Origin of the sequence: Allorhizobium pseudoryzae (genome assembly GCF_011046245.1) — a bacterium.
Taxonomy (GTDB): Bacteria; Pseudomonadota; Alphaproteobacteria; order Rhizobiales; family Rhizobiaceae; genus Neorhizobium; species Neorhizobium pseudoryzae.
Genome location: NZ_CP049241.1, coordinates 1537363 through 1557737, shown reverse-complemented (window position 1 = coordinate 1557737; position 20375 = coordinate 1537363). Strand labels below are relative to the sequence as shown.

The 20375-nt window shown below is 62.5% G+C and carries 17 protein-coding genes; 8 read left to right on the top strand and 9 right to left on the bottom strand.

What is annotated here, in order from left to right; genetic code table 11:
- Window positions 1-4 precede the first annotated feature (4 nt).
- The 3 genes from murA to G6N78_RS07565 all read right to left on the bottom strand — a co-directional run bounded on the left by murA (window position 5) and on the right by G6N78_RS07565 (window position 2653).
- The gene (murA, locus tag G6N78_RS07575; protein ID WP_165217104.1) at window positions 5-1315 is read right to left on the bottom strand and encodes a UDP-N-acetylglucosamine 1-carboxyvinyltransferase; all 1311 of its coding nucleotides are present in this window, start codon (window positions 1313-1315) and stop codon (window positions 5-7) included.
- A gap of 227 nt (window positions 1316-1542) precedes the next feature.
- On the bottom strand, window positions 1543-1749 hold the full coding sequence (locus G6N78_RS07570) for a DUF1737 domain-containing protein (RefSeq protein WP_165217102.1): 207 nt from the start codon (window positions 1747-1749) through the stop codon (window positions 1543-1545).
- 1 nt (window position 1750) lies between these two features.
- On the bottom strand, window positions 1751-2653 hold the full coding sequence (locus G6N78_RS07565; RefSeq protein ID WP_165217100.1) for an HpcH/HpaI aldolase/citrate lyase family protein: 903 nt from the start codon (window positions 2651-2653) through the stop codon (window positions 1751-1753).
- A gap of 110 nt (window positions 2654-2763) precedes the next feature.
- On the opposite strand from G6N78_RS07565, the gene G6N78_RS07560 reads away from it, so the two are divergent.
- The 4 genes from G6N78_RS07560 (at window position 2764) to G6N78_RS07545 (ending at window position 5926) form a co-directional block, all read left to right on the top strand.
- A complete protein-coding gene (locus G6N78_RS07560; protein WP_165217098.1) occupies window positions 2764-3009 on the top strand; it encodes a hypothetical protein in 246 nt (81 codons plus the stop codon).
- Between the two features lie 134 nt (window positions 3010-3143).
- Window positions 3144-3749 carry a 3-isopropylmalate dehydratase small subunit gene (gene leuD, locus G6N78_RS07555; protein WP_165217097.1) on the top strand — a complete coding sequence of 202 codons (606 nt, stop codon included), beginning with the start codon at window positions 3144-3146 and terminating at the stop codon, window positions 3747-3749.
- Between the two features lie 153 nt (window positions 3750-3902).
- Window positions 3903-5012, top strand: coding sequence for a 3-isopropylmalate dehydrogenase (gene leuB / locus G6N78_RS07550; RefSeq protein ID WP_370691494.1), 1110 nt, complete (start codon window positions 3903-3905; stop codon window positions 5010-5012).
- Between the two features lie 98 nt (window positions 5013-5110).
- Window positions 5111-5926 (top strand): phosphatase PAP2 family protein, encoded by an 816-nt coding sequence (locus G6N78_RS07545; protein ID WP_206531616.1) that lies wholly within the window; start codon window positions 5111-5113, stop codon window positions 5924-5926.
- Between the two features lie 28 nt (window positions 5927-5954).
- On the opposite strand, the gene G6N78_RS07540 is transcribed toward G6N78_RS07545, so the two are convergent.
- From G6N78_RS07540 to G6N78_RS07530, 3 genes are all read right to left on the bottom strand, one after another.
- Window positions 5955-7850 (bottom strand): polysaccharide biosynthesis protein, encoded by a 1896-nt coding sequence (locus G6N78_RS07540; RefSeq protein ID WP_165217095.1) that lies wholly within the window; start codon window positions 7848-7850, stop codon window positions 5955-5957.
- Between the two features lie 76 nt (window positions 7851-7926).
- Window positions 7927-8859, bottom strand: coding sequence for a UDP-glucose 4-epimerase family protein (locus G6N78_RS07535; RefSeq protein ID WP_165217093.1), 933 nt, complete (start codon window positions 8857-8859; stop codon window positions 7927-7929).
- A gap of 20 nt (window positions 8860-8879) precedes the next feature.
- Window positions 8880-9941, bottom strand: a complete 1062-nt coding sequence (locus G6N78_RS07530) for an MraY family glycosyltransferase (protein ID WP_165217091.1) — start codon at window positions 9939-9941, stop codon at window positions 8880-8882.
- A 377-nt stretch (window positions 9942-10318) separates the two neighbouring features.
- Here G6N78_RS07530 and G6N78_RS07525 point away from each other — a divergent pair, with 377 nt between their 5' ends.
- Window positions 10319-11353: an aspartate-semialdehyde dehydrogenase gene (locus G6N78_RS07525; protein WP_165217089.1), complete on the top strand. Its 1035-nt coding sequence runs from the start codon at window positions 10319-10321 to the stop codon at window positions 11351-11353.
- 15 nt (window positions 11354-11368) lie between these two features.
- Here G6N78_RS07525 and G6N78_RS07520 read toward each other — a convergent pair whose 3' ends face one another.
- Entirely contained in the window at window positions 11369-11554 is a 186-nt protein-coding gene (locus G6N78_RS07520; protein WP_165217082.1) for a hypothetical protein, read from the bottom strand.
- Window positions 11555-11579: 25 nt separating this feature from the next.
- Here G6N78_RS07520 and G6N78_RS07515 point away from each other — a divergent pair, with 25 nt between their 5' ends.
- Window positions 11580-12350, top strand: a complete 771-nt coding sequence (locus G6N78_RS07515) for a lytic murein transglycosylase (protein ID WP_165221451.1) — start codon at window positions 11580-11582, stop codon at window positions 12348-12350.
- A gap of 88 nt (window positions 12351-12438) precedes the next feature.
- Here G6N78_RS07515 and G6N78_RS07510 read toward each other — a convergent pair whose 3' ends face one another.
- Both G6N78_RS07510 and pdxY read right to left on the bottom strand, forming a co-directional pair.
- Window positions 12439-13080: a carbonic anhydrase gene (locus G6N78_RS07510; RefSeq protein WP_165217080.1), complete on the bottom strand. Its 642-nt coding sequence runs from the start codon at window positions 13078-13080 to the stop codon at window positions 12439-12441.
- Between the two features lie 74 nt (window positions 13081-13154).
- Window positions 13155-14024 (bottom strand): pyridoxal kinase PdxY, encoded by an 870-nt coding sequence (gene pdxY / locus G6N78_RS07505; protein ID WP_165217079.1) that lies wholly within the window; start codon window positions 14022-14024, stop codon window positions 13155-13157.
- A 148-nt stretch (window positions 14025-14172) separates the two neighbouring features.
- Here pdxY and G6N78_RS07500 point away from each other — a divergent pair, with 148 nt between their 5' ends.
- Together G6N78_RS07500 and G6N78_RS07495 are read left to right on the top strand one after the other, a co-directional pair.
- On the top strand, window positions 14173-18918 hold the full coding sequence (locus G6N78_RS07500; RefSeq protein WP_165217077.1) for an NAD-glutamate dehydrogenase: 4746 nt from the start codon (window positions 14173-14175) through the stop codon (window positions 18916-18918).
- A 33-nt stretch (window positions 18919-18951) separates the two neighbouring features.
- The gene (locus G6N78_RS07495) at window positions 18952-20340 is read left to right on the top strand and encodes an MFS transporter (RefSeq protein ID WP_234905903.1); all 1389 of its coding nucleotides are present in this window, start codon (window positions 18952-18954) and stop codon (window positions 20338-20340) included.
- Window positions 20341-20375 lie beyond the last annotated feature (35 nt).

The window sequence follows — 20375 nt, the reverse complement described above, 5'->3', positions numbered from 1 at the left end:
CGCCTCAGGCTCTGGGCGGGATGCGACGGATTTTGGCGCCCAGCGCATTCAGGCGCTCGTTGATCCGCTCGTAACCGCGCTCGATCTGCTGGGCATTGTTGATGATCGAGGTGCCGTCCGCGCCCATGGCGGCAATCAGCATGGCCATGCCGGCGCGGATATCCGGGCTTTCCAGCCGTGCAGCCTTCAGCGGTGCCGGGCCGGAAATCACCGCCCGGTGCGGATCGCACAGGACGATCCGGGCGCCCATGGCGATCAGCTTATCGACGAAGAACATCCGCGATTCGAACATCTTTTCGAACATCAGCACCATGCCCTCGCATTGGGTGGCGGTGACGATGGCAATCGACATGGTATCGGCGGGAAAGGCCGGCCAGGGCTGGTCCTCGATCTTCGGCACATGGCCGCCGAAATCGGGTTCGATCTTCTTCGATTGTCCCGACGGCACAATCAGGTCGTCGCCTTCGATCCGGCAGTGAATGCCGAGCCGCTCGAAGCCCATCAGGGTGGAGCGGAGGTGTTCGACGCCGGCATTGGTGATGCGCAGATCGGAATCGGTGACCGCCGCAAGTCCGATCAGCGAGCCGACCTCGATATGGTCCGGACCGATGCGGTGGGTGGCGCTGCCGAGCGGCCGCCCGCCCTCGATCGTCATGCAGTTGGTGCCGATCCCGTCGATCCGGGCACCCATGGCATTGAGGAAATGCGCCAGATCCTGCACATGCGGCTCGGAGGCGCAGTTGCGCAAAATGGTGGTGCCGCTTGCCGCCACGGCGGCGCAGAGCGCATTCTCGGTCGCCGTCACCGAGGGTTCGTCGAGAAACACGTCGGCCCCAGTCAAGGCCTTGGCCTTGAAGACATAATCGCCGTCCAGGGTAATCTCGGCGCCCAGTTGCCGCAGGGCGAGAAAATGGCTGTCGAGACGGCGTCGTCCGATCACGTCTCCGCCGGGGGGCGGCAGAGTGATTTCGCCGCAGCGGGCAAGAACCGGTCCTGCGAGCAGGATGGAGGCGCGGATGCGCGAGCAGAGATCCGGATCGAGGGTCGCCGGCTGGATGTGGCGCGCATGGATACGCAGCGCATTGTGGCCCGTCCATTCGGTCTCGGCGCCAAGCGAAGCCAGAAGCCTGACCAGCGCCTCGACATCGCGAATGCGGGGAACGTTATGCAGCTCCACCGGCTGATCGGTCAGCAATGCTGCGGCGATGATGGGAAGCGCCGCATTCTTGTTGCCGGAGGGCTCGATCGAGCCGGACAGTCGGTGGCCTCCTTCAACGATATATTCGATGCGCTCTGCGGCTCTGGGTTCGGCCATGCTGTTCTGCCTCTTGGGAAAGCCGCGCGCCAAGGCGGTGGCGAAGGGAGGAGGTGACGGGGACTTGAAAAAACGATCTGAGCCTGCTTCGTCGCGGAGAAGGCCCATTTTATGGCATGAAGGCCATCGTTCTGTGGAAATCGCACATGCCCGCCAAGCGATCGGAGAGCGACAGCCTCATCCATGCCCGAATCCCGCACCATGGATGAGGCGATGAGGGAGAGCGCTTACTGCTCGCCCAGCTTCATGCTGGGATCATAATCCTTGCCGTGCACGGTCTTCACCACGGCCTGACCGCAATAGAGCTTGTTTTCCGCGGCGTTGAAGGTGTGGGTGGGGGATCCATGCAGTTCCCAGCCTTTGTTCAGCGCATCGGTCACCCGGTGGCAGAAGCTGGAATCGTCGGGTCCGGTGAGGAAACGATAGACTTTCATGTCAGGATCTTTCTGTCTTTTTGTCGTTGAGGGATCTTGCCAAAGCGAGAAGCCGTTCGGCCTCTTCCAGGTGCAGTCGCTCGATCATGCGGCCATCGAGGTTGATGACATTCAGGTCGGCCGCCTCCGGGCGGGCAAAGGCAGAGACGATGTTTTCTGCCTCGGCGATCTCGTCCGGTGACGGGCCGAAGGCAAGATTGGCGGGCTCGATCTGGGCCGGGTGGATCAGCATCTTGCCATCAAAGCCCATCTCGCGACCCTGCCGGCATTCCTGAGCGAATTCGTCGGCATTGCGGAAATCGTTGAACACGCTGTCGATGACGCTCACGTCATACGCCCGCGCGGCCAGCACCACCTGCATCAGCCAGGGCGTGAGAAAGCCGCGGCCCGGGCGCGGCAAGACGCGCGTTTCCTTGCGAAGGTCGTTGAGGCCGATCACAAATGCGTCAAGTCGGGTGACGGAAAAGCGGCTTGCGGCAATCGCCGCCACATCGAGAACACCCCGCGCCGTCTCCATCATGGCCCAGATTTTCGTGGTGTTGGCTCCGTGCTGATCCAGCACTTTCTGCACCGCCCTAAGGTCGTCCGGTCGCTCCACCTTCGGGATGAGCATGGCATCGGGGGCAAGCGCCATCGCCAGATCCAGGTCTTCGCGCCAGAAGGGGCTATCCAAACCATTGATGCGAATGATGGATTCCTGCTTCTGCTGCGGCGCGCCGGCCAGCAGCTGCCGCAGGTTTTCCCGCGCTTCCGCCTTCTTTTCCGGTGCCACCGAATCTTCCAGGTCGAAGATCACGCCGTCGCAGGCAAGCGTCCGGCATTTTTCCAGCGCCCGCTGATTGATGGCGGGCACGCTCAAAAGCGACCGGCGCGGCGGCCGGGGGGAGGGCGGGTGATCAAGCATCACGATCTTCTGGCAAGCTTTGTGATGAGGCGCAATAGCGCAGGAAGCCAAAGGCCCTTGCAAGACTCAAGAGAAAGGACCACATTTCCCACAGAGAAAGGTTCAACATCATGCAGAACATTCGTGCGCTCTTCCTCGGTCTCATTGGCATCGCCGCCATCGGTACCCTCGTTGTGCTGACGGCGTCGCTGACGATTGCCTTTGCCGGCATGCTTGCGGTCTTTACCGCCGTGAAGGCTCTGTCGCCCCGCCTCAAACCGGTGCCGGTGCGCGCCAGGTCCAAGGGCGCTCAGCAGGACCGCAAACAGGACATGCGCGTCTGGAACGATGGCCGCGGCACGATCATCGATCTCTGATCCGGCGGAATGACTGCCCAAGCGGTGCGCTCGCAAGCTTGCCTGCGTACCGTTTGATAGGAATGTGGTCTTCAAATCCCCTGTAAATTGGTCTATTGCAGCTTCCGCAGTCATAAGTCTCGCGGAGGCAGATCATGGAAAAATTCGTCAAGCTCACGGGCGTTGCAGCGCCGCTTCCGGTCGTCAACATCGACACGGACATGATCATTCCGAAGGATTACCTGAAGACGATCAAGCGCACCGGTCTCGGCCAAGGCCTGTTCGCCGAAGCGCGCTATCACGAGGATGGCACGCTCAATGCTGATTTCGTGCTGAACAAGCCGCAGTACCAGAATGCCAAGATCCTGGTTGCCGGTGATAATTTCGGCTGCGGCTCCTCGCGCGAACATGCGCCGTGGGCGCTTCTCGATTTCGGCATCCGCTGCGTCATCTCCACCTCGTTCGCCGATATCTTCTACAACAACTGTTTCAAGAACGGCATCCTGCCGATCGTCGTCTCCCAAGATGACCTCGACAAGCTGATGGACGATGCCTCGCGCGGTTCGAATGCCGTGCTTACCATCGACCTGGAAGCCCAGGAAATCTCCGGTCCGGACGGCGGTAAGATCACCTTCGACATTGATCCGGCTCGCAAGCACATCATGCTGGAAGGTCTCGACGACATTGCCACCACGCTGAAGAGCGATGGTGCGATTGCTTCGTTCGAAACGAAGATCCAGTCGGAGCGTCCCTGGCTCTGATGAGCCGGTGGCCCAACCCCTCTGCCGCGCAGAGGGGTAAGGGCGTTCAGACACACTCTGATCTCTCGTTCTGCGGCAGGCTCGGACGAGGTAAGGGGGAGGCGCGCTTTTCGCGCGTCATGGTGAGCCTGCCCATTTCAAGGACACCCGATCATGTCGCATTCTCTCTTTCTGCTTCCCGGTGATGGCATCGGCCCCGAGGCCATGGCCGAGGTCGTGAAGATCATCGCCTATATGAACGAGGCCATGGGCGCCGGTTTCACGACCGATGAAGGCCTCGTCGGTGGATGCGCCTATGATGCGCATGGCGTTGCCATCTCCGAAGGCGACATGGAAAAGGCCATGGCGGCCGATGCGGTTCTCTTCGGTGCCGTCGGTGGCCCGAAGTGGGATGAGGTGCCGTATGACGTGCGCCCGGAAGCCGGTCTGCTTCGCCTGCGCAAGGATCTGCAACTGTTCGCCAACCTGCGCCCGGCCATCTGCTATCCCGCACTCGCCAATGCCTCCTCGCTGAAGCCGGAGCTGGTCGAAGGCCTCGACATCCTCATTGTGCGCGAGCTGACCGGCGGCGTCTATTTCGGCGAGCCGAAGACGATCACGGATCTCGGCAATGGCCAGAAGCGCGCCATTGATACGCAGGTCTATGACACCTACGAGATCGAGCGCATCTCTTCGGTCGCCTTCGAATTGGCGCGCACCCGCAAGAACACCGTCTGCTCGATGGAAAAGCGCAACGTCATGAAGTCCGGCGTGCTCTGGAACCAGGTCGTGACGGAAACCCACAAGGCCAAATTCTCCGACGTGAAGCTGGAGCACATGCTGGCCGATGCCGGCGGCATGCAGCTGGTGCGCGCGCCAAAACAGTTCGATGTCATCGTCACCGACAACCTGTTCGGCGACATGCTCTCCGACGTCGCTGCCATGCTGACGGGTTCGCTCGGCATGCTGCCGTCCGCTTCGCTCGGCGCGCCGGATGCCAAGACCGGCAAACGCAAGGCTCTCTACGAGCCGGTGCACGGTTCGGCCCCGGACATTGCCGGCCAGGGCATTGCCAACCCGATCGCCATGATCGCGTCCTTCGCCATGTGCCTGCGCTACTCGTTCAACATGGTCACCGAAGCCGATCGCCTGGAAAAGGCGATTGCCAACGTGCTCGACAAGGGCATCCGCACCGGCGACATCATGGGCGAAGGTTGCACGAAGGTCGGTACCACCGAGATGGGCGATGCCATCCTCGCCGAGTTCAAGGCTCTGTCGGCCTGATCATCCAAACGCGAAGAGGCGCGGTTTTGCCGCGTCTCTTCAAAATGGCTGTCACACTGCCCTGCTAGATTTCCCTCCGGGGAAAGCAGGGGATCACCATGTACGGCAAGCTCAGGCGCCGCTATGCGCGCCATGGCGGCAGCGCCCGTCTCAATCTTCATATGCCGGTGCTGCTCATCGGCGCCAATCTCGTTCTCCTGGCCGTCCTGCTGCTCGATCAGCCGGTCTCGGCCTCTGTACTTCATTCCGGTTCGATGCTCAGGCAGATCGGCGCGGTCGTGACGGATGTCGGCAAGTCCGACTGGCTGATCTTTGCCGGGGTTCTTCTACTTTTCGAAGCCTTGTCCGTGTCGCGTCTCACACGGTCCGTTTCGGCCCGTTGCCAGGCGCTCCATGTGGGGCAACTGGCGGCCTATCTTCTGGCAACGGTCATCGTCTCCGGCCTCGTCGCCAACCTTGCCAAGCGACTGATCGGCCGGGTGCGCCCGCTTTATCAGGATGAGACCGGAATCTTCGGTTTCTCGCCGCTGCACGGCGGTTTCCAGTTCGAAAGCTTTCCCTCCGGCCATTCCACCACCGTCGGCGCCGTTCTCATGGCGATTGCCCTGATCGCACCACGCTACCGTGCGCTCTGTCTGGTCATGGCCATCTGGCTCGGCATCTCGCGCGTCGTGGTCGCAGCGCATTACCCGAGCGATGTGATCGCGGGGCTGACGCTCGGCGCCTGGTCATCGATCCTGCTGGCCGTGCTGTTTGCCCGCCACGGCATCCTGTTTCGCGACCAAGGGACGGCACTTCCGGTTCTGCGTCGCACGTTTCCGCTGGCGCTGCCCAAACCTGCCGTCACCGGTGCAAAACCCGCGGTTTCGCCGGACCATCGTGAGGATGGCGGAGCCCTGTCGGCCGCCGCTTGAACAATGGGATGCTCGGTCGTGTGACCGGTCAGATCTCGGTGACCTTGCCGCCCGGTGCCATGCCGATGAAATCGAACAGAATGGCGCGGGCGGCGGTCTCGTCACGGGCACTCATGGCCACTTTCAGCCGTTCGCAGGCTTCCGTCACGTTATGATGGACGATGGCGGTCGAGTCCGCCCGCAGGATCTTCGGGTGCGGTGTCTCGAGCGCGTTCGCCATGTCGTAGAAGAGTTCCTCGAACAGCTTCTCGCCCGGCCGGCTGCCCGTGACCTTGATCTCGATGCCGCCCAGCGGGTTCTCCGGACCGCGCACGGTGAAACCGGCGAGACGGATCATGTTTTCCGCCAGATCGCCGATCCGCACGGGTTCGCCCATCTCCAGCAGGAAGATGTCACCGCCCTTGGACAGCGCGCTCGACTGGACGATGAGTTCCGCCGCCTCCTGGATCGACATGAAATAGCGGCGCATGTCCGGGTCGGTCACCGTCACCGGGCCACCTTGGGCGATCTGCTGCTTGAAGAGCGGTACGACGGAGCCGTTCGAGCCCAGCACGTTGCCGAAGCGGACGGCGCAAAAATGCTGCTTCTTGCCGAGCCGCTGCGCCTCCAGCGCCATGTGGCGCACGATCAGTTCAGCCCAGCGCTTGGTCGCACCCATCACATTGGTCGGCCGCACCGCCTTGTCGGACGAGATCAGCACGAAATCCGCGACATCCTCCTCGAAGGCGACCTTCGCCACCACCATGGTGCCGTAGACATTGTTCTCGATGCCTTCCAGCGCATTGGCTTCCACCAGCGGCACATGCTTGTGGGCGGCGGCGTGATAGAGCACCTCAATGCCATGGCCGCGGATGGTTTCGCGCACCCGCGGTTCGTTGGTGATCGAGCCCAGCACGGGCACGACCTCGCAATGTTTCAGCCCCTGCAGTTCGCGGTCAATCCGGTAGAGCGCGAATTCATTCGCCTCGAACAGCACCAGTTTCTTCGGTTTCCACTGCACGATGAGGCGGCAGAGTTCCGAGCCGATGGAGCCGCCGGCGCCGGTCACCATGATCGTCCGGCCTTCCAGGATGCCGCCCAGCAGCGCGGGATCCGGCGGCACGAAGGAGCGGCCCAGAAGCTCGTCGATCTCGATCTCGCGGATCTGATTGGCCAGGTAACGACCATCGACCAGATCAGTGATGTCCGGCACGGTTCGGATCTTCACGCCAAGCCCGCTGATGCTGCTGATGACGCTCTTGCGGCGATCCGCGGAAATGGAGGACAGCGAGAGGATGATCTCCTGCGCGCCGTATTGCTCGATCAGGCGCGGCAGGTTGGCCGGGTTGTAGACCCGGTAGCCGCCGACATCGCGGCCGTGATTGGTGGGGTCCTCATCGAGAAGTCCGACCACGAAGCGGTTGCCATTGCCTCGAAGCGCCATGGCGAGTTGCACCGAGGATGAGCTGGTGCCGTAGATGAAGACCGGCTGCTCGTCGCGGCGCATGCCGGTGCCGTGGCTGAGCACGACTTTTGCGGCAAAGCGGGCGCCGCCGATTAGGGCGGTGCCGATGGCAAAGAAGAAGAAGGGAACGGATCGGGGCACGATGCCGCGACCGGACATCTCCATCAGGAAGACGACGATGATCCAGATCATCGTCGCAATGCCCATGGCCCTCAGGATCGTCCAGATCGCCGTGTCCGGCAGGTAGCGGATGACCGCGCGGTAGAGCCCCATGCGGATGAAGATCGGGATGGCGATCACCGGCGCGATCAGGGCCAGGAAAATCCGCTCCTCGGTGATGACCGGCATCCACACCGCATAGCGCAGCGCATAACTCGCCCACAGAGCAACGATCAGCGCGACGGCATCGAAGCTGATCAGGATCACCCGCTTCCAGACGCGAGGCAGTCTTTCAAGCGTATAGCGCAGGAAGTCTATCATCCATTATCCGGACACTGAATCGTCGAAAAGACGAGGCGGGTATTGATAAAGAGGTGCAATAGCAGGTGCATAACCGTTACTCCTGCCGAGCGCCACTGAAGATTGTTCTTTGCAATCCCTGCTTGACGGAATAGTGCGGTTTCCAGGCCAGCACGGCTTCTGTCTTGGCTATATCGACCTCTAAATTCTTAAGCAAGCGATCACTGAGGGATGCCTTGCCGACAAGCGATGCAGCTGCCTGCATGGCCTTGATCGGAAGCGGCAGGCTGAGCGCGCGTTTCCCTTGCAGGTCGGCCATCATCTGGAACAGGTCCTTGGTCGAGAGGTCTTCGCCATCGCTCGCCAGGAAAACCTGGCCGGCGGCTGCCGGATGGTCTGCCGCGGCAATCAGGAGATCCGTCAGATTGCCGACATAGACCAGCGAGCGGCTGTTGCGGCAGCAGCCGAAGGGGGAGGGGATGCCGCTTGCCGCCCAGCGCATGAGAAGCCGGAAATTGGCACCCACCCCCGGCCCGTAGACGAGCGGCGGGCGGATGATGACAATCTCCAGGCCCGTCTGCTCGCCAAGTTCCAGAAGCGATTGTTCCGCCTCCGCCTTCGAGCGGCCATAGGGGTCCTGCGGGGCAGGCGCGTCATCGGCCTGAAAAGGCCGACCTTCCGCGGTCGTTTCCCCGTTCACCTTGATCGAACTGACATAGACTAAGCGGCGAACGCCTGCCTTTGCCGCCTGGCGGGCAAGGTTCAGCGTCGCCTCGACATTCATGGCGCGGAAGGCGGCCAGCGGATCGGCCTCCCGCTCGCGCATGACATGGACACGGGCGGCCAGATGAATGACGCAATCAACGCCCTTAAGCGCCGCCGTCCAGTCGGTTGCAGCGTTGATGTCTGGGATCGTCAGATGATCCGGCAGGGATTTGCGGCTGACCGGACGGAACGGCATGCCACGCTGCGCCAAATCTTCGCACAGATGGCGCCCGACAAATCCCGTTGCTCCCGTCACCAGTATCACGCGTTCCGCTCCTTAAGCCTCTAGCGCCGTTTCGCCAAAAGCAGCCGTCGATAGGTCGCAAAAGAGGCTTTTTCCTGATCCGCCAGACCGGCGCCGGCCCACAGGATGACCAAGACGAGCACTGCGTAGACGAGGACCGTGAGAGCCCAGGCCGTCCAGCCGGACGGAACCAGAAGCACGATCGGCAAAAGGACGAGCGCATTCAGCAGGAGTGCGGTGACGGTCACCGGTCTGGCCCCACCGAACCGCCGGGAAAGCCGCTGATAGGCATGCGAACGGTGCGCCTCGGCGGGGTTTTCTCCCCGCAGAATGCGCACCAGCAGCGTTACCGTGGCATCGCTGGCAAAGAGCGCGGCAAACAGCAGCCATTGCGGCAGGCTCAGCCAGCCGTTCGTCATCGTCACGAGTGCAGAGGCAAAGAGAATGAAACCTAAAAACGTGCTGCCCGCATCGCCCATGAAGATGCGCGCCGGAGGCCAGTTGAACAGCAGGAAGCCGAAGCTCGCGACCGCGACCGCGCCCATCATCCACCAGATCCAGGTGCCGGTCGCATCAGGAGCGGCAAGGCCTGAGGCGAGCATGGCCGAGACCATCATCAGGATGGCCTGCTGGCTGGCGATGCCGTCGATGCCGTCCATGAAGTTGAAGAGATTGATCCACCAGACGCCGGCCACCAGCAGGAGAAGGACCCCGATGGTCGCCAGGAACAGACCACCATCCGGTGCAAAGATCCGGGTGGCGCCGACCATCCAGATGGCAGTGCCCACCGCGATGGCCTGCACCGGCAGGCGGACACGGGCGCTGAGCGGTCGCCAGTCGTCGATCAGGCCGGTGAGCGCAATCACGAAGCCCAAGAGAAGCAAGGTGAGCGACAGGGCCTCGCCGCCCGGCAGCAGCAGGCCCGCAGCAAGCGCGCCGGCAACGATGCCCACGCCGCCGCCGGTCGGGGTCGGGCGCACATGCGTGGAGCGCGCCACCGGGGCCTGCACGAGGCCCAGCCGATCGGCCTTGCGGATGATCAGGAAAACGAACAGGGCGCTGATCGCACCGGCACCCAGAAGGATGAGGAGTTGGCTCGACATGAGGTGGGCTGGCTGTCTTTCGCGTGTTTCAACGCTGGTAGTGCCTCGGCTGCCGCTTGTCCAGCCAAACCGGCTCCGTTTTGGCCTCGGCGCTTGACTCGTGCGCGAAATCTTCTAAGGAGTTTGCCCGAAGGGAAGCAAGAATGGTTCGCCGCGACTATAACATCGCCGCTGCATTTGGTCCGGCACACGCTGCCGGCGCGCTCGCCCCTGTCTATGTATCTTCCAAAACCAAGGCCAAAACGACGACGAAAACCGTCTGACGTCTCTGGCCCACCGCTCTCTCCCCGGTCTGGCCGGGGACAAGGAACAGCACGCGCCTCGTGCCGTGGTTCCCCCTCCGAGATCCGAGGAGAGAAGAGAAAGAGAGCAGTAACATGGGTTTCAAGATTGCAGTCGTGGGCGCGACCGGAAATGTCGGCCGTGAGATGCTGAACATCCTTTCCGAACGCAGCTTCCCCGCGGATGAGGTCGTGGCGCTGGCATCGGCCCGCAGCCAGGGCACCGAGGTGTCCTTCGGCGACAAGACGCTCAAGGTCTCCAACCTCGAAAACTACGATTTTTCCGATACCGATATTTGCCTGATGTCCGCCGGCGGCACCATTTCGCAGAAGTGGTCGCCGAAGATCGGCGCGCAGGGTTGCGTCGTCATCGATAACTCGTCCGCCTGGCGCTATGATTCCGAAGTTCCGTTGATCGTGCCGGAAGTGAACCCGGATGCGGTTGCCGGTTTCACCAAGAAGAACATCATCGCCAATCCAAATTGCTCGACGGCCCAGCTCGTCGTGGCGCTGAAGCCGCTGCATGATGCCGCCAAGATCAAGCGCGTCGTCGTCTCCACCTACCAGTCGGTCTCCGGCGCCGGCAAGGAAGGCATGGACGAGCTCTTCACCCAGACCCGCGCCGTCTTCGTCGCCGATCCGGTCGAATCGAAGAAGTTCACCAAGCGCATCGCCTTCAACGTCATCCCGCACATCGATGTGTTCATGGAAGACGGCTATACGAAGGAAGAGTGGAAGGTTCTGGCCGAAACCAAGAAGATGCTCGACCCGAAGATCAAGGTCACCTGCACGGCCGTGCGCGTGCCGGTCTTCATCGGCCACTCGGAATCGGTCAACATCGAGTTCGAAAACGAGATCACCGCCGATCAGGCGCGTGACATCCTGCGCGATGCGCCCGGTTGCCTCGTCATCGACAAGCACGAGAACGGCGGTTACATCACCCCGGTCGAATGCGCCGGTGAAGATGCCACCTATATCTCGCGTATCCGCGAGGATGCGACCGTCGAAAACGGTCTCAATCTGTGGGTCGTCTCCGACAACCTGCGCAAGGGTGCCGCCCTCAACGCCATCCAGATTGCCGAGCTGCTCGTCAATCGCGGCCTCATCAAGCCGCGCAAGCAGGCTGCCTGATACCAGTTATTAAGCCTATTGCTGTAAAGCCTCGCTCTGAATGAGCGGGGCTTTTTTTGGGTCCATCACGATCTTTTCATGTACGGAAAGGTTGTCGATGGGGATGGCGCCCGCCATAACCGGGCAAACATTGACGGTCGCCCACGCGGTGACCCTCCTCGAAATGGCATTGGGGTCCAACAGAATGTTGAAGAAGATCATCGGCGGCATCGTCGTGGCAACCTGCATGATGTCCAGCCAGGCGGCCTATGCCGCGGCCTGCGGCAATGATGCTTCAGGCTTTCAAGCCTGGGTGGAGAATTTCAAGCAGCAGGCGCCGTCGAAGGGTATTCCCCCGCAGGTCGTCCAGCGGGCCTTTGCCGAGGTGCAGTATAACCGCGCCACGATCCGCGCCGACCGCGGCCAGAAAAGCTTCAAGCTGTCCTTTGAAGAGTTCATGAAGAAGCGCGGCGGCCAAGCGATCATCTCGCGCGGCAAAAGCATGAAGGCGTCGAATGCCTCGCTGTTCTCGGCCATCGAGCGCCGTTACGGCGTGCCGGCCGGCCCGCTTCTCGCCATCTGGGGCATGGAAACCGGCTTCGGCAGCTTCCTCGGCGACCAGCACACGCTGTCGGCGGTGACCACCCTTGCCTATGACTGCCGCCGTTCGGCCTTTTTCACCGAGCAGCTGTATGCGGCGCTGCAGCTTGTCGCCCGCGGCGATCTCAGCACGTCCGCCCGCGGTGCAGCCCATGGCGAAATCGGCCAGACGCAGTTTTTGCCGCTCAACGTCATCCGCTACGGCGCCGACGGCGATGGCGACGGCCATATCGACATGGTCCGTTCGCGTGCCGATGCGCTGGCCTCGACCGCCAACTTCCTCGTCGGCCATGGCTGGCGCGCGGGTGCCGGCTATCAGCCGGGCCAGCCGAATTTCGTTGCGATCCAGGGCTGGAATGCCGCCACCGTCTATCAGCAGGCCATCGCCTATATCGGCGCCCAGATCGACGGACGCTGAGGTCTACGCAGACAGACAAAACCCCCGGATCAGCGATGATCGCGGGGGTTTTCTTTTTTCCTTCACGCAGTTTGCCGGATCGGCGACCTCAGACCGTTGGACGGATAAAGTCGCCGGTCTTGGAATCCATCACCCACAGCTCGCCGGTGGAAATATCGAACCAGGAGCCATGCAGGCGCATCCGGCCCTTTTCCTCCAGAATGCGCACGCAAGGAAAGGTTCTAAGGTTCGCGAGCGAACTGCGGATCGAAACCCGCTCCAGCGCCGTCTGGCGTTCCGCCTGGGTCAGCACGTCTGTATTGGGGATCTGCTCGGCGGTCGGGCGCAAAAGTCCCATCCACTTGCCGATGAAGTCGCCGGGCGACAGCGGTTCGTCAGAGGGATCAAGGGCTGCCTGAATGCCGCCGCAGCGGCCATGGCCCATCACCACGATGTCGCGGATCTTCAGCACCTGGACCGCATATTCCAGCGCAGCCGAGGTTGCGTGGTACTGGCCGTCCGGCTCGTAGGGCGGCACTAGGTTCGCAACGTTACGGATGACGAAGAGTTCGCCGGGGCCGGAATCGAAAATGGTTTCCGGTGCTGCCCGGGAATCGCAACAGGCAACAACCAGCGTGTGCGGTTTCTGGCCTGTTTCCGCCAGGTTGCGGTAGCGATCACGCTCCCCGCTGTAGCGGCCGCTCATGAAATTCTCATAGCCGGCAAGGAGGGTGGGCGGAAAATCTGTCATGCCTGTTTGCTTAATCTCCTGCGCCATGAATATCAACTGTCTCGATTGTGCGCTGCGAGACTGCGAGATCCGGCCTAACGCCTGCGGGTGCGGGACGGGTGCATCAGGTGGCGAAGCTGGACCATGGCCATCGGCGTCGATAGGCTCGCGGCGTCAGTTTCCAGCGTCAGCTCGTCACCACCGCGCTTGGCGGTGCGGGCCAGGATCTCGTAGACGCTGGCGGTTGCCAGCTGCAGCGCCTTTTCCTCGTCCATGCCGGACAGCAGCCGGGCGAGGAAAACGGCAGACAGAAGGTCACCAAGGCCGTTCGGCGGATTGTCGATCAGCCGATGCTCCGCCAGCAGCGCGTGATTGCCGGTGAGATAGAGATTGCCGGTGCCGCCGGCCATCATCGGCACGGCGGAGGTCACCAGCATCTTCGGGGGGCCGAGCGCGACGGCCGCATCCATCACGGCGGCATTGGTGTCGAGATCGGCACCGGAGAGCCAGCCGAGTTCGTACCGGTTCGGCGTTGCGAGCGAGGCCAGCGGGATCAACTCATCGCGGATCGCCTCCGCCGTCGCCTGCGGCACATAGAGGCCACCCTTGTCGCCCATCACCGGATCGCAGAGGTAGACGATCTCAGGATTGCGCTCTTTCAGCGCATTCACCAGCCGTGCCACGTGGCGCGGCTGCGTAGCACTGCCGAAATAGCCGGTCAGCACCGCCTTCACCTCGCCGAGCCACGGGGCGCGGATCAGGTCGTCGATCACCGCACCGAACTGTTCGTCCGGCATGGTGACCCGTGTCGAGGGACCATGACCCGGATGCCATGGAAGCAGGATGGTCGGCAGCGCCCAGACGGGCAAGCCAAGGCTCTCCAGCGCAAAAACGGCTGCACGATTGCCAACGGTGCCGCGCACCACATGGCTCGAGATGACGATGACGGCACTGCTTTCTGACATGAAAGACCCCGATTTTTGCGTCTTGATCGATTTTTCATGGCATCCTGTCAATAAAATCCATGAAATTAGACAAAACTCTGTGCCACAACTGCCATAAACCGAGCCGAAACCGTTGTTCGGACATAACCAAGATCCCCGGGAGGACTGCATGGCTGCGAAGCGAAATCTGAAACGCGAGAAACCCATCGAACTGGCAAAGGCTGTCCTCGGTCCAGATGCCGCGGCGGCTCTTGATCCCGATATCCTGTTCGGTCGGGCCAGCGTTGACGACCTTGCAGCCTATACGCCGGAGATGCTGGCGAAGTCGGCCATCCATGCCGGCGAACAGTTGAAGGCCTGGACGGGCGAGAGCGCCCATATCAGCATCTCCACAGTCGATGGTGTTGCGCCCGGTGGGGTGCCGGTCTGCGTCCTCACTGTTATCGACCGCGACATGCCCTTCCTGTTCGATTCGATCATGGGAGAGGTGACGAGCACCCACCGCGATATCACGCTCGCGGTCCATCCCATCCTTGTCGTCGAAGCGGGCAAGGCGCCAAGCCTCTATTCCTTTGAGCGGAGTGAAGCGGGCAGCCGGCATGTCAGCTTCGTCCAGGTCCATCTTGCCCCGCTTTCCGACGACCAGTCGACGGGTCTCAAGGATCGGCTGCGGCAGGTGCTGGACCGCGTGCATGCGGCGATCAGCGACTGGAAGCCGATGCTCGAGCTTTTAAACGCCGCAATGACGGAACTGCCCGCCAGCGGTGCCGGTCGCCGCAAGTCGGACCGCGAGGAAGCCCTGGAATTCCTCTCCTGGTTGCGCGACGGCAACTTCATCTTCCTCGGCATGCGCGAATATGTGTATTCCGGCGAAGGCGACAAGGCGACGGTGGAGCGCGGCAAGGGCAGTGGCCTCGGCATCCTGTCGGATCCGGATGTGCTGGTGCTGCGCCAGGGCAAGGATGCGGTGACGACCACGCCGGAAATCCTGCAGTTCCTGCAGGGACCGGATCTGCTCATCGTCACCAAGGCGAATGTCAAATCGGTCGTGCATCGCCGCGCCTACATGGATTATGTCGGCGTCAAGCGTTTCGATGCCAAGGGCAAGGTGACCGGCGAGCTGCGCGTCGTCGGTCTGTTCACGGCCACCGCCTACACCCATTCGGTCATCGAGATCCCGCTTCTGCGGGCGAAGGTCGAACAGGTCGAAGACCATTTCGGCTTCGATCCGCTCAGCCATTCCGGCCGCATGCTGCGCAACACGCTGGAATCCTATCCGCGCGATGATCTCTTCCAGATCGATACGGATCTTCTCGCCCGCTACTGCGAACAGATCATGGAACTGGCCGAGCGTCCGCGGGTGAGGGCGCTCGCCCGTATCGACCATTTTGACCGCTTCGTCTCGATCATCGTCTACGTGCCGCGCGAAAACTACAATTCGGCGGTGCGCGAAAAGATCGGCGCCTATCTGGCTGCCACCTATCAGGGCCATGTGTCCGCCTATTACCCGGCCTTCCCGGAAGGCGGTGCGGCACGCGTCCACTTCATCATCGGCCGGCGTGACGGCAAGACGCCGCGCATTCCGCAGCCGAAGCTGGAGGAGGCGATCCGCGCGATCTCCACGCCTTGGGAGGAGCGGTTCGTGGGTCTTGCCGGTGCCGACGCCCCGGTGATCGAAACGACCTTCGCCTTTCAGGAGGCCTTTTCGCCGGAACAGACCGTTTCCGACCTGCCGAATATCCTGGCCTGCGCGCGTGGTGAACCGATCCGCATCTCGCTTTACGAGCGGCAGGAGGAAGAGCGCCTCATCCTGGCCCTGAAGATCTTCCACGCGGAAGAGCATCTCGCCTTGTCGCGTCGCGTGCCGCTTCTGGAAAACCTGGGCTTCCAGGTGGTGAGCGAGCGCACCTTCGATCTGGAACTGCCCGAGGCCGGCAAGCGGATCGTGCTGCACGACATGGAACTGGAACTGCCGGACGGCGGCCGGATCGATTTCGCCAAGGAGGCCCCGCTGATCGAGGAGGCCTTCCTCGCCGCCTTTGCTGGCCTCGTCGACAATGACAGCTTCAACCGTCTGGTGCTCCTGACCGGACTTTCGGTGCGGGAAGTCACGGTGCTGCGCGCGTTTGCCCGCTATCTGCGCCAGACGGGCATCGTCTATTCGCAGGCCCACATCGCCGATACGCTCGCCCGTTATCCGGCGATCAGCCGGCGCATCTTCGCGCTCTTTCGCGATGGCTTTGATCCGGCCATTGCCGAGAAGCAGCGCGAACGCAAGCTGACCGATCACCATGCGGCGATCGAGGAGGCGCTGATTGCGGTGCCGAACCTTGATGACGACCGCACCTTCCGCCGCTTCGTCAATGCGATCGATTCGACGCTGCGCACCAACTATTTCCAGCGTGGTGCCGACGGCAAACCGAAGCCAATCCTGGCCTTCAAGTTCGATCCGAAGCTGCTGGAAGGCCTGCCGCAGCCGCGCCCCTTCCGCGAGATCTATGTCTATGGCACCGAAGTGGAAGGCGTTCACCTGCGCTTCGGCAAGGTTGCCCGCGGTGGCCTGCGCTGGTCGGATCGCGGCGAGGATTACCGCACGGAGGTGCTGGGTCTCGTCAAGGCACAGCAGGTGAAGAATGCCGTTATCGTGCCGGTTGGTGCGAAGGGCGGTTTCTTCCCGAAGCGCCTTCCGTCGCCCGCTCAGCGGGATGCCTTCTTCAACGCCGGCAAGGAGGCCTACAAGACCTTCATCCGCACCCTGTTGTCGATCACCGACAATATTGTTGCTGGCGAGATCGTCGGTCCGGCCGATACGCTGCGGCTTGATGGCGACGATCCCTATTTCGTCGTCGCCGCCGACAAGGGCACCGCCACCTTCTCCGATACCGCCAATGGCCTGGCGCAGGAAGCCGGCTTCTGGCTCGATGATGCCTTTGCCTCCGGCGGTTCGGCGGGTTACGATCACAAGAAGATGGGCATTACCGCCCGCGGCGCCTGGGAAGCGGTCAAGCGCCACTTCCGCGAGATGAACATCGACATCCAGTCGACGCCCTTCAGCGTCGCCGGCGTCGGCGACATGTCCGGCGACGTCTTCGGCAACGGCATGCTGCTGTCGAAGCATATCCGCCTGATTGCCGCCTTCGACCATCGCGACATCATCATCGATCCCAATCCGGACACGAAGAAGAGCTTTGCCGAGCGCAACCGCATGTTCAAGCTGCCGCGCTCCAGCTGGCAGGATTTCGATCGCTCCGTCCTTTCTGAAGGCGGGATGATCATTTCGCGCGCGGAAAAATCGGTGAAGCTCAGCCCGCAGGCGAAAGCCGCGATCGATATCGACAAGGATGTCGCGACCCCCTTCGAGATCATGACGGCGATCCTGAAGAGCCCCGTCGATCTTCTGTGGTTCGGCGGCATCGGCACCTACATCAAGGCACAGTCGGAAACCGACGCCGAGGTTGGCGACCGCGCCAATGACCCGATCCGTGTCGCGGCTGCCGAGGTGCGGGCGAAGGTCATCGGCGAAGGCGCTAATCTCGGTGTCACCCAGAAGGGCCGCATCGCCTATGCTCTGAATGGCGGGCGCATCAATTCGGATGCGATCGACAATTCCGCCGGCGTCAATTCCTCCGACGTCGAGGTCAACATCAAGATCGCACTCAGCCCCGCCATGCAGGATGGCCGCCTGCCGCGTGACAAACGCGACAAGCTGCTCGCCTCCATGACGGACGAGGTGGCCGGCCTCGTGCTGCGCAACAACTACCTGCAGACGCTGGCAATCTCGCTCACCACGCGGCGCGGCAGCCGCAACCGCGAGGATCTGTCGCGTCTCATGTCGGCGCTCGAGGCGCGCGGCGAACTGAACCGCAAGGTCGAAACCCTGCCGGACGATGCGGAACTGGCCGACCGCTATGCCGCCGGCAAACCGCTCACCCGGCCGGAAGTGGGCGTCCTGCTCTCCTATTCGAAGATCGTGCTGTTCGATCAGATCGTGGGAAGCGACCTGCCGGACGATCCCTACTTCGGCTCCGTCCTGACGGGTTACTTCCCGAAGCAGATGCAGAGGACCTATGCGGATGACATTGCCCATCACCGCCTGCACCGGGAAATCATTGCCACGGTGCTCGCCAACGAGGTGATCAACCGTGGCGGACCGGGCTTCACCCAGATGCTGAGCGATGTCAGTGGCCGGGGGCAGGTGGATGTGGTGAAGGCTGCCTTCATCGCCCGCGATGCCTATGACTTGCCGAAACTCTGGGCTGCGGTCGATGCGCTCGACGGCCAGCTGGACGGCGAGACGCAGAACGATCTCTACGAGCAGATCGGCGAGATCTTCGTCGGGGCGACGATCTTCATTCTGCAGACCGGCATGACGGCAGGTCCCGTGCAGGCGGCGGTCTCGCGCATCCGCACCGGTCTGAAGAGCCTGCGCGGTGCGATCTCCAGGACGTCCGTTCGCGCGGACAGCCTGCCGGACGACGTGCCGGAAGAGCTGATCGAGGAGCTGAACATCCTGCCGAACCTCGTGCTGGTGCCGGAAATCATGCTGATTTCGGAACGCAGCGGTGCCGCCCTTGCCCGGGCGACCGAGGTCTATTTCAGCGTGACCGACACGTTCCGCGTCAACCGGTTCCTGGAAGCCGGCGAGCGCTACAACGCCGCCGATCACTACGAGAACCTCGCGATCATCCGCAGTCTGCAGCAGATCGCGGCGGCCAGGCGGGATATCGTCAGCAATGCGCTGGCGACCCACGGCAAGGATCGCAAGCCGCTGGAGGCCTGGCTTGCCAGTGATCGTATCCGTCTCAACCGCATCAGCAGCGAGCTTCTCGCGATGAGCGACGGCGAAACGACGCTGGCGCGGATGATGGTGGCCGCCAGCCTCTTCACCGATCTTGCCCAAAGCGGCGTTCGGTGATCCTATGGCCTCCGGTTAATCCGGAGGCGTGCGGTGGCAGGAACAAGCGAGGGGACGGTGCAGAAGGTGCCGTCCCGCGGGATCTGGGGCTGGATGCTGTTCGACTGGGCGGCCCAGCCCTTCTTCACGGTGGTCACCACCTTCGTGTTCGGGCCGTATTTCGTCGCGCGCCTCACCGAGGATCCGGTCGCGGCCCAGGCCATGTGGAGCAACATGGCGACCGTCTCCTCCATCGTCATCGCGCTTCTCTCGCCCGTCCTCGGCTCGATTGCCGACCAGTCCGGTCCGCGCAAGCCGTGGATCGCCTGTTTCGCCGCGATCAAGATTGCATCGCTAACGATGCTTTGGTTCGCAGCCCCCGGCTCGCCGATCCTGCTGCCCGTGACCTTCATGATTCTCGCCTCGATCGCAGCGGAATTTTCCATCGTCTTCAATGATTCGATGATGCCGCGGCTCGTAGCCCCCGCCGATGTCGGCCGCGTCTCGAACACCGCCTGGGGGCTCGGTTATCTCGGCGGCATGCTGGTGCTAATCCTCGTCGTCGGTTTTCTCGCGGCCGATCCCGTCTCCGGCAAGACGCTGTTGGGCCTGCCACCGCTCTTTGGGCTCGATCCGGCGCTTGGCGAGGATGCGCGCATCACCGGTCCGCTGGCCGCGCTCTGGTATCTCGTCTTCATCCTGCCGATGTTTTTCTTCACGCCGGATGCGAAACAGGGCGAGCCGCTGCAAACGGCGGTGCGCTCCGGCCTGCGCGAGTTGAAGGCCACAATCCGCGATCTTCTCGATCGCCGGCGCATGGTGCTGCGCTTCCTCGTCGCCCGCATGCTCTACCAGGATGGCGTCAACGGCCTGCTGATCCTCGGCGGCACGTTCGCCGCCGGCATGTTCGGCTGGGTGACGCTGGAAATCGGCCTTTTCGGCATTCTCCTGAATGTGGTGGCTGTGTTCAGCTGCCTGATTGCCGGTCGCCTCGACCGGCTGTTCGGGTCGAAGGCGGTCGTCATCCTCAGCCTCGTGCTGCTGCTCATTGCCACCGTCGGCATCATTTCGACGGGGCCCGGCTTCGTCGCCTTCGGACTTATTCCCATGCCTGTCGACGACAGCGGCGGCCTGTTCGGCACGCCGGCGGAAAAAGCCTATCTCGGCTTCGGCCTGTTGATCGGCATGGCGTTTGGCCCGGTGCAGGCCTCGTCGCGCTCCTATCTGGCGCGCAGTGTGCACCCGGACGAGGCGGGGCGGTACTTCGGCATCTATGCGCTCTCCGGCCGCGCCACCAGCTTCATGGCAACGCTCTCCTTCTCGCTCGTCACCTATGCCAGCGGCTCCTCACGGCTGGGCATGGCGGTGCTGATCGTCTTCCTGGCGGCGGGTTTCCTGCTGCTGCTCAAGACGCCCTATCCGGCGCGGGAAGCGGTACGTTGAGAGTTTGAGTGTGTGCAGGGTTGGGTCGCGCGTGT

Bases quoted from the DNA above. Each gene is read 5' to 3' on its own strand.
- G6N78_RS07530 (WP_165217091.1), bottom strand. From the start codon at position 9,941: ATGTCGAGCCAACTCCTCATCCTTCTGGGTGCCGGTGCGATCAGCGCC.
- G6N78_RS07520 (WP_165217082.1), bottom strand. From the start codon at position 11,554: ATGATCTTCTTCAACATTCTGTTGGACCCCAATGCCATTTCGAGGAGG.
- G6N78_RS07565 (WP_165217100.1), bottom strand. From the start codon at position 2,653: ATGCTTGATCACCCGCCCTCCCCCCGGCCGCCGCGCCGGTCGCTTTTG.
- G6N78_RS07560 (WP_165217098.1), top strand. From the start codon at position 2,764: ATGCAGAACATTCGTGCGCTCTTCCTCGGTCTCATTGGCATCGCCGCC.
- leuB (WP_370691494.1), top strand. From the start codon at position 3,903: ATGTCGCATTCTCTCTTTCTGCTTCCCGGTGATGGCATCGGCCCCGAG.
- G6N78_RS07525 (WP_165217089.1), top strand. From the start codon at position 10,319: ATGGGTTTCAAGATTGCAGTCGTGGGCGCGACCGGAAATGTCGGCCGT.
- G6N78_RS07510 (WP_165217080.1), bottom strand. From the start codon at position 13,080: ATGACAGATTTTCCGCCCACCCTCCTTGCCGGCTATGAGAATTTCATG.
- G6N78_RS07515 (WP_165221451.1), top strand. From the start codon at position 11,580: ATGATGTCCAGCCAGGCGGCCTATGCCGCGGCCTGCGGCAATGATGCT.
- G6N78_RS07570 (WP_165217102.1), bottom strand. From the start codon at position 1,749: ATGAAAGTCTATCGTTTCCTCACCGGACCCGACGATTCCAGCTTCTGC.
- G6N78_RS07545 (WP_206531616.1), top strand. From the start codon at position 5,111: ATGTACGGCAAGCTCAGGCGCCGCTATGCGCGCCATGGCGGCAGCGCC.
- leuD (WP_165217097.1), top strand. From the start codon at position 3,144: ATGGAAAAATTCGTCAAGCTCACGGGCGTTGCAGCGCCGCTTCCGGTC.
- G6N78_RS07500 (WP_165217077.1), top strand. From the start codon at position 14,173: ATGGCTGCGAAGCGAAATCTGAAACGCGAGAAACCCATCGAACTGGCA.
- murA (WP_165217104.1), bottom strand. From the start codon at position 1,315: ATGGCCGAACCCAGAGCCGCAGAGCGCATCGAATATATCGTTGAAGGA.
- G6N78_RS07540 (WP_165217095.1), bottom strand. From the start codon at position 7,850: ATGATAGACTTCCTGCGCTATACGCTTGAAAGACTGCCTCGCGTCTGG.
- pdxY (WP_165217079.1), bottom strand. From the start codon at position 14,024: ATGTCAGAAAGCAGTGCCGTCATCGTCATCTCGAGCCATGTGGTGCGC.